We start from the raw sequence: 12,360 nt of genomic DNA, 5'->3' as shown, positions 1-12,360 counted from the left end.
AAATATTCCGAACACGGGTTAATCATTCAAAGCGATATCTATTTAGCTTACCCGCTTATGCGGTAAATATCCGTTCGAATGGTCAGAGATGCTGACGATCGAAATATGCAGCTTGCTTGCATACTCGATTTCATAGTCAATTCACAGTCAATTCATAGTCAATTCATAGTCAATTCATAGTCAATTCATACGCAATCAGCATTTATCCGGTGGCTTCATCTCAGTCCGTGCAAGGTATTCCGTAAGTTCGGCAAGTGCTGATCGATGCCGATATTTGACGCTCCACGTATTGCGTGCTGCCCGCGCTCCCAAAGCTGCTGGTAGATATAAACTGGAATGCGGTAATTTGATTCGGCCCTTCCGTGCTCGCCATGGATGTACATTGTACCTGCACACTGAAACCCTTCAAGGCGCCTGCCAGATTAGTCACTGAAGTGGCACTGGCGGGACAAACATACGGCGTCTGACCAGCGGGCAAGTTGCTGTGTTCCGGTTTCAATGCCTGATAGATGCCCCATTCGACGCCCGCGCGCGCTGCCTGATAGGCGCGCGAACCCTGTAAATCTTGCGACGACGTGACTTGTTGAACTGTCGACAGGCTCACCATGAACCCACCCAATGCTGCTAATACAACCAATAAAAAAATAGCCGTTATCAATGCAAAACCCCGCTGGGCGCCGGGCCTGCAGTTTCGGCGAAGATGATCAGGTGCGCGCTTAAGGTGAATTGCTGACATGGATCGCATCGTATAGGCTTGCAGTTTCATTTTTTCTGGTCACAGCAAGGCGCACGGAAATAAGACTATCCCGTTGGGTTACCCCCGCTGAATAGGTAAATACGCAGTTGCTAATATTTTGGGCCAGCATGGGCGTGTTAGCGGGAATGGCGGGACAGGACGTTGGAGCGGCTGCATTTATTCCATAATTTGATAATCTATATAAATTCCCGTTTCCGTTGCCGGTCGCATCAACCCCTGTTCCACTATTGGTGCATACATAGAACACCGCCTGCTGGGCTGCCGGTACTACCTGAAATCGATCGCCAGGCGAAGACAATGGAAACAACGTTGCAGAAGCCAGCGTAATGCTGGTTGCGGTGGCGCTCGCAATAGTCGCTCTATTTTGACCAGCGTAAGCATCCGCACCTGGAATTCCCAAGTTGTAGATAACCAGTTGATCACCGTTTGACGGGACCGGATTGAGGAGTGACAGCACGTCAAAGCTTGTGGTCGGGGTAGTGAAATCCAAAGGAGCACCAGGTGCTTCGGACCGATATTGTCCGCCACTGACGGTTGGCAAATATTCCAGGCATAACGGCGACGTGCCAACAATCCGTATGCTGTTTGGTAGTGCCAGGCGCAAATCGCGGCCAATCCGGCGCAGAGCGGTATCCGCAGTGTCGGTGATTGCTACGCGTCTTTCAAGATCAAAATAGCCTTGAATGGGGCCACGAATAAAGACCGCCACCACCGCGGTTAAAATGCCGGTGATGGTAATGACCACGATCGCTTCGATCAAGGTAAAACCGCGCTGCCTGGTAAAGATGGTTTGCATAGAGTCAGGGGATCGCATTTGGCGCGTACCGAAACCGATAGCCGGTGATCAGAATGTTGGTGTGTCCTGATACGGCGCGCACGTCGATTTGCAATACGTCGTTTTTAGTCATGGCAGGTGTTAGCGTATCGCCCACCTGGGTGATGACGACCGATACGGAATAAGACGCCAGTCCCGCGATCTGGGTACCTCCGACATCCAGTATCGGCGTCATGGAAAAATTATTGTAATCCGCTACATTATTCGCATCACGCGGGCCGTTATTGCTGACTCGGGAGGTTGATGGCAAAACATCTTCTGACGGAATGCCCGCAACGCCAGCACAATTGGCAACGCTGGTTGCAGTTAGCGCATTGGCATCGGTAGGCGCGCAATAGGTAAAAGGTTGCAGGCTCACTTCTTCCAGCATTCCTTCTGCGATTGCCAGTGCCTGCTTGCGCTGTACGGGATCTTCACTGTGTTGCGTGGTGATATTCATCACCGATAGAATACCCGCGATGCCGACGCCGACGATGACCATGAACATAATGAGTTCAATCAGCGAAACGCCTTTTTGCCGATCAGGATGAGGATTTATCAACATAGGCAGCGGATATACTTAATGAACATACCCGGTTTCACGCTCGACGGTGATGGTGCGGGTGGTGCCATCCCCAACGATGGATAATTGAACGCTGGCGTCCGGAGAGGGTTTTCCTAATGCGGAAAATGAAAATGAAGCGCTGCTTGTCCCGATGGTGATGCCGCTTGGTGCTACGTTACTGAATTTTCGTTGTTCTGCCGGATTAAGCACAATTTCATTGGGATCGGTGACTGTGCAGTTGCTATCAGCAACATAGGTAAGACAGACTGTACCTGTTGCGCTATTGACGTTCGCGTAAGTGACCGTGCCTTGGGCGATTGCATTTTTTTGAGCATAACGCAACATTGATAGCGTTTGATCGTAAAATCCCTGTGCTTCAAATGCCTGGCGACCCATAAAACGCGGAAGGGCGACTATCGCAAGGATACCGGTGATCACCAATACCATGATGAGTTCAATCAGGGTGAATCCGGTTGTCTTGCGCGGAGTGCCATTCATGTTCTACCGTCTATCAGCGCACTTTCGTTGATCCCATCCCTCAGAGAGGGTTGTACACTGCGGCAACGCAGAATGTATAAGTGAACATGCATAAGCGAACAGAGCGTTTAGTTGCAGGAGGGTGAATCTCGCGCGCTCTGTCAACAGTTCATACAGTGCGTTACTGAATGAATGAATGAATGAATGAATGAATGAAGCGAAAAAGTTTTTTAACTAACACCCAAAATATTTACTGTCACCGTGCCAGACGGGCCAGTTAATACACAGGCGTTATTACCAGCTGCCATAGCTGTAGTGCTGACCGAATAGCCCGTTGGTAATGGGCTCTGGATAACAGCTGCTGCTGCTGTCGCACAAGTCAGGGGAGTAGTGGCCACGGCTCCGCTTGCGCTTGCAATGAATCCTGCATAGTTCATCGCGCTACCAGATTCAATAGAACCTTTAAATCCTTGTAGCGCTGCCGCTTGCGCCTCTGCTCTCAGGTCAACGAATTTAGGCAAGGCAACGGCGGCCAAGATACCCAGAATGACGATGACCATTACCAGCTCGATGAGGGTAAAACCGGATTGGTGCTTGTTAGATTGATGCTTTTTCATTAAATATCTCCGTTGCAGAATAATACAGAATATCGATACTGAGCGTGTCGATTGGCGATGGGATTGATGTGACTTATACTACCTTTGCGGAAATATTGCAGGAGATAAATAAAGGGTAGGCTACAGCTAATAGCACTGCTGATTTGTTTAAATTACATTTGAATAATACAGTGTAAATACAGTGTAAGAAGAAGCGCTTGACGGCTGGCAACAAATATATAACGTTTTATGCTGATAAATTTAACATATAGCAATTAACTGTGGTTAAATCCGCGCCGAATTCAGGCCGCATAAAATGCGAGGGTTCACTTTATTTCCGTGTGTCAATGTTAAATTGACTGCGTGTCTGAACAAAAATGACACTGGGATTAAGGTGTCCTTCCAAAAATATTGCTGCTGGTCATTGTTTTAAACGACTGAGGGTTGAGATCAGAATCCGCTACCGCAAAAGTTTTGTTCAAGTGCGTCCGAATTAATACCTTTCACGTTGATAAATAATGGACGATTTATAAAGACCAAAGGTCGCACGAGAGGCTGGATTTATGCCAAACCAAGGAATGTTGGGACCGGTTGCCGCTGACTGTGTCGTGCTCAGGCAGGTGTTGCCTGTGGCAGTAGCGCCGAGGTTGACGGAAAGGTCAACGCTACCTGAATTGTTGGCACCCGACTTAGTCAGGATGAGTCCCGCGCCAGGATATTTCCCCGCCGCCAAAGTAGTACTCCCGGCAGGCGACAGCTGTGTTTCGCACGCGACGAGTTGTTTTTGATAATTTTTCATCGTAATGCTGGATGCGGGATCGCCGTGCAACTGTCCGCCGTATTGGTGATGTAATACGAACCGGTCCAATATTGCGCTTGGAGCGAGATCGGCAGCGCTAGCAACTCGGACCCATAGGCATTCTTCAACTTAAGCTGCCCGTAACGTAAGCTGGTTGCCGCACCCACCGCCGTGGCAGCGCTCACACTTACTTCGCCGTCATTCGGCGCGGCAAATACGGTAACGAACGTTTCTGCTGTCGGTGCGTTAGGGCGGCTGATTTGCTGCCCCGCCGACACGCTAGCAGAGCCGTTGACCCAAGTGCCGCTTGCGCCAGCGGCACCGCTGGTTAAGGTAGATCCAGCGGGTAATGCGCTCGAACTAAAACCATAGCTGACATAACTGGTTAGATTTAATTTAGCAAAGACACCAGTGTAATTTTGAGTAATACCGTTACTGAGGTTTTGTGCAGTGAGACCAAAGGAAGTGGTAAAACCATCTTCACCGAAATAACTAAAAGGCGTGCTGGAGACGGCGCAAGCTGCGACTGTCGGCGCAGCGCTGATCGTAAAGTGGTCCGGAATGAATCGGCCTAACGATACAGCTCCCTTATTGCCGATACTGCAGCCGTATTTACCTCCGACCAAGGTGTCAGCGAGATTGCCGTCACCCGACGTACTGGTAATGCAATCGCCAGTGGCACTGTCAACTGCCGTATAGGTGTCATCACGATACGCTCCGGGGGCGAGGTATAGATAGCCCACTTCACTGTAGGTTGCAGTGATGGCAGCCGCATTGGCGATTAAGGAGGAGGGCGACAGGGTGCCAACCACACCGCCACTTTGCTGTGAAGTCGTTTGGGTAGTCGTTTGCGCCGTCAGTTTAGTTGTATCGAGAGTCAAGCTCCCTGCGTAGCTGCTATTGGCAGTGGTGGTAGCAAGCAGGGTAAAACCTTTGCCGCCATTGAGCAGATTTGTTACGCATACGCAGAATCACATTGTAGAGGGAGGACAGCATGGTTTTAATAAAAGACAGATAGTTAATGTAGACCCCGTGGTGCGGCGATATTGGTGCCGTAATAGCAGCGCAATAACCGAATTCAATGCGGCATTTGGCTTAATTTTTGATCAACGAATGTCTGCAGGACGGCGGATAATGATGCGGATTCTTTTGCGCGCGTGAAGGCGTCCTTAGCTTCCGGTAATCGGTTTTCTGCCTGAAGGGAAATGCCGTAGCCCATCCACCAAACGCCGTTTTCGGGAACCTTTCTTAATGCAACAGCGTAATGTTCAATGGCTTCTTTGTTGCGGTTTTCACGCTGTAGTAACGCAGCAAAAAACGCTTGGTACGCCGCATCATTGAGCGCGTAGGGCAGAGAGCGCTCCAATGTTTGCTGCCCCGCGCGCGCGTTGCCGCGCTCAACCTGCAGACGCGCCAGGATCATCGCCATTCCGGATTGGGCGGGGTCAATGGCCAAACCTTCCTGCAGCCGGCGCATTGCATCATCCTGCCTTTTTGCATCAAGCAGCAACCCGACCAAAGTCTGGCGCGCAGCCGCATGCTTTGGTTCTAGCTGTAAAACCTGTTCCAGCGTGAAGATTGCCTGCGACAATTGCCCTGCATCGATGAGGGATACCGCTTTCCGATAGCTATTCTCGATAGCTTGCTGCGGCGTGACTTCCTTGGCTTGCGTGGTTATCTTTTCGGCGTTGTCCAATTTCACGCTTGCGACTTTTTTTTTGATATTTTTTTCTGCGTTCTGCGTGTCAAAGGAAGTTTTTCTGGTCTTGGAAAAAGGCGAAGTGTTCCCATTCGCATTGCCGCTATCAGTGTTCTGCTGTAAGGATTGCCTCAGGGGTTCTGCGGAGAAGTCTTTGGTCACATCGGTGGCAGGATTTTTGCCGACATTGAGCGTATTTTCGAGGGCTAATTTCGTCCCGGTAGAAAGCGGCGCGCTATTGTCGACAGAGACGTTTTGAGGTTTGACCGAATTCCCTTGCGGCGGGTAGACGACTGGTGTTATTTCGTTTGTTCCAGGCACCGGCGAAGCCTCTGGTGCTGGAGCAGGATCCGCCGACAAGGCCGCAATTGTTATCGGTGTAGTTTTTCCTGGTATCGCCGGGGCGTTCAACGCAGACGAGGGCAGAGATAATCGCGGTGGGATTGCCGTCTTGGCAAGCGCGGGAACCGGCTTTGAAGGGGACCAAAAGTATTTTCCCAATAAGGTGCCGATGATAACAGCCAGAGCGATCACTGCTACGGCTACCCACCAGCCAGGCCGTGATTTACCGGCTGAGGCCAGCACTGTTCTGACGTGGGCTGGCGACGTGAAGTTTTCGGCATCAGACTCATTCGCCGACCCGCGTTTATCCAAATCTTGCAGCATTTGATTGATTAGACTCATTTAAAATAATCCATAGCCACATCGATCAATGCAAAAAATAGTATCGACCCGCCAAATAGTCGCCACAGCCACGCACGTGATTTGGTTGGGAAGGTATCCTTGACTGCCACCCTGACATTCGCTGCACCCACTGTTTGCGCGCCTTCTCCATAGGCCGCCATCAAGGACTTATGTGCCAGAATATTGACCAGCCGCGGAATTCCGCCACTAGCACCGTAGAGCCGCCGCAGCGCCCCGCGTGTGAACAGGCGACTACCGGCGAAGCCGGCGACGTTGAGACGGTGAAAAATATAAAACGCCATATCATCTTTGGTCAACGGCGCAATTTCGTATTCGAATGTAATCCGCTGAGTTAATTGACGAATCGCATTTTTTTGTAATTTCAGATTTAATTCCGGCTGTCCAAACAGAACAATTTGCAGTAACTTTCTTTTTTCCGTTTCCAGATTTGTCAACAGGCGTAGCGCCTCCAGACTTTCCAGTGGTAACGCCTGTGCCTCATCCAGACATAGCACGACCTTCTTTCCCCGTTCGGCAAGCTTCAGCAAGCGGAGATTGATCGACTTCATCAGCTGGTGTTGGTCGACGTCTTTATCCAGGGAAATTTCTAGTTCGTCAGCCAACGCCAGCATCAAGGTGCGTGGTTCAAGAGAGGGATTCGGTATGTACGCCGTCACAAAATTCTCATCAAGCGTAGCCATGAACTTGCGACACAGCAGCGTTTTACCCGTACCAACCTCACCGGTAATTTTGATGAACCCTTCACCATTCGTTGTCGCAATGAGAAGCGTATTCAAGGCCGCCTGATAATTGGAGCACGCGAAAAAAAAGCTGGTGTCAGGCGTAATCCCGAACGGCAATTCACGTAGATTAAAATGGGCTTTATACATTGCTAGCGCTTTTCTGGTGCGTCACGTGGCACCAAACCTTGGAGCCTGCGCTGACTGTCCAGCATATCCTGATCCCAACTGTCTTCACCCTGAACGATCGTCGGTTTCAGCAAGATGACCAATTCGCTTTTTTGCGACACGCGGCTGTTATTCCGGAATAAATTGCCCAATACGGGCACGTCGGCGGCGCCAGGCACTTGTGAACGGTCGGACGATGCGGATTGACGCATCAGGCCACCGATCGCAATGATGCGTCCGTCCTGCCCGCGCACCACGCTATCAGTCTCAGAGACCGCGCTGGAGGCCAAAGGCAAACTTAATATGCCGCCGCTTGCACCAAGGTTGATCACTTTGTCGACCGTTGTCACCTGACTCACGGAAGGGTGAATGTGCAAAGTGATATTGCCGATAGCATCGATTTGAGGCGTCACGTCGAGTGAAACGCCAGAAAAGAAGGGTTGCACGTCAACCGTGGTGATCGGGAGGGTAGTCGTGTTACCCGAACTCACCCCCTGCGAGGTCGTGAGTTTCGTGACAAAAAATTCATCTGTTCCGACTTTCAATACCGCTTTTTGATTATTCATGGTGGCGATGCGCGGGCTTGAGAGGACATGCACCGTACCTTGTGAATCGAGAAATGAAATCAGCGCGGCAAAATTACTATTCTGGAAGGCTAACCCAAACAACGATCCAGCAGCCGTGCTGGCGGCGCCCAAGGTGCTGCCCGCAACGGCGTTCACCGCATTATCCCCGCCGCTGGTGAGCGCTGTGCCAGCCACTGACGAAAGCGTTGTCCCTGGCGCGACATAGCCGAGAGATGTGCGGCTGCCTTTGCCGCCAAAGGCGGACCAGTTCACCCCGGATTGAAAGTTGTCATTGAGCGAGACCTCGATAATTTTCGCCTCCAGAATGACCTGGCGATCTACCGACAATTGGGTCGCCTTTAAAAACGTTGAGACATTCCGCAATTCATCGGACATAGCACGGATAACCACGACGCCGGACTGCGGGCTGATCACCACACTTCGACCATCTTTGTCACCAATAATGGCGTTCAGGGACGCTTTGAGTTCGCCCCAAAAGTCGTTATTTGAGGTTGTGCTGATCTTGCTGCTATCCACAGTACGGGTGGTGGTTCCAGATTGGGCCCCCGGGGTATTGCTTCCTCCTGAACCACCGGCCACGACATCACTTACCGAGCCTGAAGTGACCCGGATGTCGGACGAGCCTTTACGGCTGCCACTCAGATAATTAACCTGAAAAATGCTCGTTTGGAGGCTTAGCGGTTTGACATAAATACGCGTTCCCTCGACCTTGTACTCATAGCCATAGAGTTCGCGGATGGCATCCAGCGCTTCAAACAGCGTCACGTTTTTCAGATTTGCCGAAATCGTACCGGTAACGTCCGGGTGCACCAGCATGTTGTAGCGGGTACCAGACACCAGTGCCATAAAAAATTGACTGGCTGGGACGTTGTTGAACGATAAATTAAATCGCTCTTCCAGCGGTTGTCTGGTTTTTGGCATTTCGATGTTGAGAGGCGGCAGCAGCGATGTAAAAACGGCATCTTGCTGCGCACGCTTCGCGTTGTTATTCACCGCATTGCTCATCTCGGTATTGATCAGATCATACGTTTCCCGCTTGACGGGCGGTACAGTACATCCAGTCAAACCTATAATCAAAACGGCTATAAGGGTCTTTTGCATTCTTTATCTAAAGCCTGTTGATGTAGATTTTAACGTGCCGATTTATTAACGGGTTGTTTCTTTATATTGGGGAAAAGTTTCAACACTTCCTGCACTTTTCCGTTCTGCAGAGTGACTTCTGTTTCACTAATGTGGACGAGACGAAAATCGCCGAACTTCTGATGCAGCTTCACCGTCTGTCCGCTGATAATTGCCATTTGGCTGTGCGGAGAAATGAGCACAGATTGTAATACCGGGCCGCTGCTTTGGATGACTCCGCCGCTTCCATTCACGATTGCGTCAGGTGGTCGCGTGGGATCCGGCGTGGTCTGTGCGATGGCTACCGATGACCATATCAGTGCGGTTAAGCACGCTCCTTTAACAACGGATTTGGCATGAGCGATCATAGATTCAGCCATTTATCATCCAAACTTAAAGTAAATAACGTCAGACTGAGGGTGCCGGTCGGATACGACCCCATTTGCATCGTCGCTTTGCCCCAAAATAATTGCCACGGAAGCGCTTCCAGGGCTGACATGTAATGCATCATATCGAGGTAATTTCCCTGAATAACGATTTCCACCCCATGCTTATAGATGCCGCCGCTATTGACAATACCTGGAGCCGGCTTGCTGTCAGTCGCCAGCGGTTTTTCTGTCGGATTTTTAGGTATGTCGCGTGATTGGTCGGTGAGAGTACTGACCGGCAGCGTGGTCAGTGAAATTAAATGCAAGGTACCATTCCGTTTCAAAATATCTTCTAGCAACGACGTGATATTTTCGGGTTTGACCAGTACCGTGTTTAATCCCAGCAAGGTGGAGTGAAGCTGCTGAGATTGTTCCTGCAATTTAATCAGCCGTTCTTTGTTGACAGCGTTCGGATCAAAGGCTCTAGACCGCACGCGTTCTTGAATCGCGGCGCGCATCACAGCAATTTTTGTCCGACTGTTTTGAATATTGAGCGACATCTTTTTTTGTCGGTCGAACTGCGGGTCAAATAATAAAGTGTTGAGCAAAAATATGAGCGCCAGTGCCACTCCGATGAACACCATCAGGCGTTCACGCAACGTCATCGCATCGATTTTGAGAATAATTGGTTGGAATGAGTTCTTCATTGCCGTTTTGCTCCATCCAATGTTGCCGCTTGTCGCAACGGTCTTGCCGTCTCGGAGTTGGACGACGAAGGGGTGCCCAAAGTGGTGGCTGCCGGGGGCTTGGCTAATGGCGGCAATGATGGCAACGCTTGTGGCGTCCGCATGGTTGGCGCGGCAGATGGCGTCTTTTCATTCTCTATACCCGATGATCGAAGCTCAAACTCGACGTAGGGTGCCAAGACAGGCGCGTCTGTCTGGTGCTCGCTACTAGCTGCCGCCGCTTGCGGCAAGTGCATTTCTAGCGTGGAGAAAGTTTTCCCCTGCATGATCGTCTCATTTTTAAGGCGGCTAATGTAGGAGGGAACCAACTCTGGACGTAATGCACGTCCGCGTAAATCCATCTCATTGCCGGCGCCGATGATAGTGAAGCCGGTCAACCATAAGCCGTCAACAATTTGACGCGAAAATGCGATCATATAGGACGAATATCCTTCGGTATTACCGATATCGCCTTTTTTTAACGTATCAAATACATCTTGTAGTGATTTGACCTCCAGCTCGGTTTTCACGACGTTATCTGCCAGCGCCTGATTTTTGGCATGCGGGGCAAACGCTGCATCGACTTTGCTTAGCTCGGCCTCAACCGCAATGAGTTGGGCCGAGGTGTTGGTCTCGTCTTGCTGCACGCTGGAAAATCGATATCCGGAATAAGCGAAAATACAACCGGCACCAAGGAGTATCAGACCAAGGGCCTTCGCCATCGCGATTGCCGAAAAGTATTTTTTTTGTTTTAAAAAAATAGGATTGAAAAGATTGATCTGCTGACTCATAACGTTTTTTCATCAACGCGTAACGCTGCACCCAGTGTGATGAAAAAACGTTGTTGTTGCGCAATTTCGGCGAGTTCCGGAACCTTGGAAAAATCCAGTATCGTTTCTAGATTCAAGGTTTCAATCGGAATGTACAAATTGTCGGAAAGGTACGCTTGTAACGCAGCACCTTCCGCACCCATCGGCGCCAAAATTAATTTTTTCAATGACAGCGCGTGATACTGGCGATCAAAATGGTCCAGTGAGCGCTGAAGATCGAGAGTAATTCGTTCGTGAATCACCGTAATGTGAGCCGCATCCGCTTCTTGTAACTGCGTAACGGTGGTGTCCATGCGGCGTGACAGATAGAGTTCGCCCGCGAAGGTAATAGTGATCAGACCACCCTCCGTAGTAAACGACAGCAGTGCGACGGCATGCCCTTCAGGCTCTAACAATGCAGCGATGTTTCGTTGCGCCATTTCAGGGATATCAATGACCCGCACCGCGACCTTTGCTTCCTCAAATAATGCCTGGCGTTGTTCAATCAGTTGATTAGGGACGACAACAGCAAGTAACGCATTACTGTGCAATGGCCCGTTTTTGTCAATCGGTATGGCGAGTACGTCAATGGTGGCATCGTCAACGTGATAATCCAGCATTTCTTTCAGGCGCCAGCGCACAGCCTTTTTGAGCTCGTCGGGTGGCACATTGAGCGGATCAATCGAAAGCAATTGATATTCGCCAATATCAAGCAGGTGGGAGCATTGATAACGATTGACGTTGAGCTCCAGCGCAAGTTTACGAAGAGTGGCAGGAAGCGCCGATTTTTCTGAGGGATAAAAAGATAAAAATTCGATAGAGGGATTTCTTGCGGGAAGTCTTTTTAAATGCGCCGCGTAAATACCATCAGCATGGAATCCGATCGCCATCCAACCGGCATTTTTCTTAGTTTTACTGAATAAGCTCACAAATAAACCTTTGCTTGTACTCAATAAAAATAACTGCTGAGTAACGTTTGAACGAAATAACGGCTAATGACTACTTACTTTAGCGCAATTTGTGTCGCGTCGTTGAGTAAAATTAACCTTTTGTGAGCCGTTCATTTTTCACATATGTCGGATTTCAATGTTGATTGCGGTTGCTGAGCGAAATTCTTGCGTTCAATCTCCGATGAAAAGTCGGATGGCGGCAATGATAAAAGCAATATTAAGCCGCTTATACCGCACCCAATACAGCATCAATTTAGAAATTGCTTTTAGTGATAAGTGTTGTAAAAGACGCCGGATCGCAATCAATTCGGTCCCTTATTGCCAGAATTGGCATTGGCGAAGGATAATCTGCCGCGATGTTTTTTCCTTGCGGCGAGTCCATAAAGAAGAGTCATGTTTAATTGATATGATAACTCCTGGCTGCAAGCTGGGCTTTATTCTTCTGCCTCTCGACGGAGCGCCCAACCAGCAAGGCAGGATCGCGCCTCATTGAAATATTGTAT

The 12,360-nt window shown here is 49.9% G+C and carries 14 protein-coding genes; all 14 read right to left on the bottom strand.

What is annotated here, in order from left to right:
- Positions 1 to 220: 220 nt before the first annotated feature.
- The 14 genes from JQN73_RS00560 to JQN73_RS00495 all read right to left on the bottom strand — a co-directional run bounded on the left by JQN73_RS00560 (position 221) and on the right by JQN73_RS00495 (position 11,860).
- Complete coding sequence (locus JQN73_RS00560; RefSeq protein WP_240162375.1) at positions 221 to 658, bottom strand: hypothetical protein; 438 nt, start codon at positions 656 to 658, stop codon at positions 221 to 223.
- 58 nt (positions 659 to 716) lie between these two features.
- Positions 717 to 1,553, bottom strand: coding sequence for a type II secretion system protein J (locus JQN73_RS00555; RefSeq protein ID WP_205321176.1), 837 nt, complete (start codon positions 1,551 to 1,553; stop codon positions 717 to 719).
- Between the two features lie 4 nt (positions 1,554 to 1,557).
- Entirely contained in the window at positions 1,558 to 2,136 is a 579-nt protein-coding gene (locus JQN73_RS00550) for a prepilin-type N-terminal cleavage/methylation domain-containing protein (RefSeq protein WP_205321175.1), read from the bottom strand.
- A 15-nt stretch (positions 2,137 to 2,151) separates the two neighbouring features.
- Positions 2,152 to 2,634, bottom strand: a complete 483-nt coding sequence (locus JQN73_RS22695; RefSeq protein ID WP_205321174.1) for a Tfp pilus assembly protein FimT/FimU — start codon at positions 2,632 to 2,634, stop codon at positions 2,152 to 2,154.
- A 209-nt stretch (positions 2,635 to 2,843) separates the two neighbouring features.
- On the bottom strand, positions 2,844 to 3,230 hold the full coding sequence (locus JQN73_RS22690; protein WP_205321173.1) for a type II secretion system protein: 387 nt from the start codon (positions 3,228 to 3,230) through the stop codon (positions 2,844 to 2,846).
- Between the two features lie 472 nt (positions 3,231 to 3,702).
- Positions 3,703 to 4,008 (bottom strand): DUF6701 domain-containing protein, encoded by a 306-nt coding sequence (locus tag JQN73_RS00535; RefSeq protein ID WP_205321172.1) that lies wholly within the window; start codon positions 4,006 to 4,008, stop codon positions 3,703 to 3,705.
- Positions 4,005 to 4,889 carry a DUF6701 domain-containing protein gene (locus JQN73_RS00530; RefSeq protein WP_205321171.1) on the bottom strand — a complete coding sequence of 295 codons (885 nt, stop codon included), beginning with the start codon at positions 4,887 to 4,889 and terminating at the stop codon, positions 4,005 to 4,007. The genes JQN73_RS00535 and JQN73_RS00530 overlap by 4 nt, the downstream gene beginning before the upstream one ends.
- 197 nt (positions 4,890 to 5,086) lie before the next feature.
- Positions 5,087 to 6,391 carry a tetratricopeptide repeat protein gene (locus tag JQN73_RS00525; RefSeq protein ID WP_205321170.1) on the bottom strand — a complete coding sequence of 435 codons (1,305 nt, stop codon included), beginning with the start codon at positions 6,389 to 6,391 and terminating at the stop codon, positions 5,087 to 5,089.
- Positions 6,388 to 7,281, bottom strand: a complete 894-nt coding sequence (locus tag JQN73_RS00520; protein WP_205321169.1) for an ExeA family protein — start codon at positions 7,279 to 7,281, stop codon at positions 6,388 to 6,390. The genes JQN73_RS00525 and JQN73_RS00520 overlap by 4 nt, the downstream gene beginning before the upstream one ends.
- Before the next feature lie 2 nt (positions 7,282 to 7,283).
- Positions 7,284 to 8,987 carry a secretin N-terminal domain-containing protein gene (locus JQN73_RS00515; protein ID WP_205321168.1) on the bottom strand — a complete coding sequence of 568 codons (1,704 nt, stop codon included), beginning with the start codon at positions 8,985 to 8,987 and terminating at the stop codon, positions 7,284 to 7,286.
- A 29-nt stretch (positions 8,988 to 9,016) separates the two neighbouring features.
- Positions 9,017 to 9,385, bottom strand: a complete 369-nt coding sequence (locus tag JQN73_RS00510) for a hypothetical protein (protein ID WP_240162374.1) — start codon at positions 9,383 to 9,385, stop codon at positions 9,017 to 9,019.
- Positions 9,370 to 10,080, bottom strand: a complete 711-nt coding sequence (locus JQN73_RS00505; RefSeq protein WP_205321167.1) for an MSHA biogenesis protein MshJ — start codon at positions 10,078 to 10,080, stop codon at positions 9,370 to 9,372. The genes JQN73_RS00510 and JQN73_RS00505 overlap by 16 nt, the downstream gene beginning before the upstream one ends.
- Positions 10,077 to 10,889 carry a PilN domain-containing protein gene (locus JQN73_RS00500; RefSeq protein WP_205321166.1) on the bottom strand — a complete coding sequence of 271 codons (813 nt, stop codon included), beginning with the start codon at positions 10,887 to 10,889 and terminating at the stop codon, positions 10,077 to 10,079. The genes JQN73_RS00505 and JQN73_RS00500 overlap by 4 nt, the downstream gene beginning before the upstream one ends.
- On the bottom strand, positions 10,886 to 11,860 hold the full coding sequence (locus JQN73_RS00495) for an agglutinin biogenesis protein MshI (protein ID WP_240162373.1): 975 nt from the start codon (positions 11,858 to 11,860) through the stop codon (positions 10,886 to 10,888). The genes JQN73_RS00500 and JQN73_RS00495 overlap by 4 nt, the downstream gene beginning before the upstream one ends.
- Positions 11,861 to 12,360 lie beyond the last annotated feature (500 nt).

The organism is Glaciimonas sp. PAMC28666 (assembly GCF_016917355.1).
Classification (GTDB): Bacteria; Pseudomonadota; Gammaproteobacteria; order Burkholderiales; family Burkholderiaceae_D; genus Glaciimonas.
The sequence above is the reverse complement of the archived record's forward strand: the minus strand, read 5'-3'. Positions and strand labels throughout refer to the sequence as shown.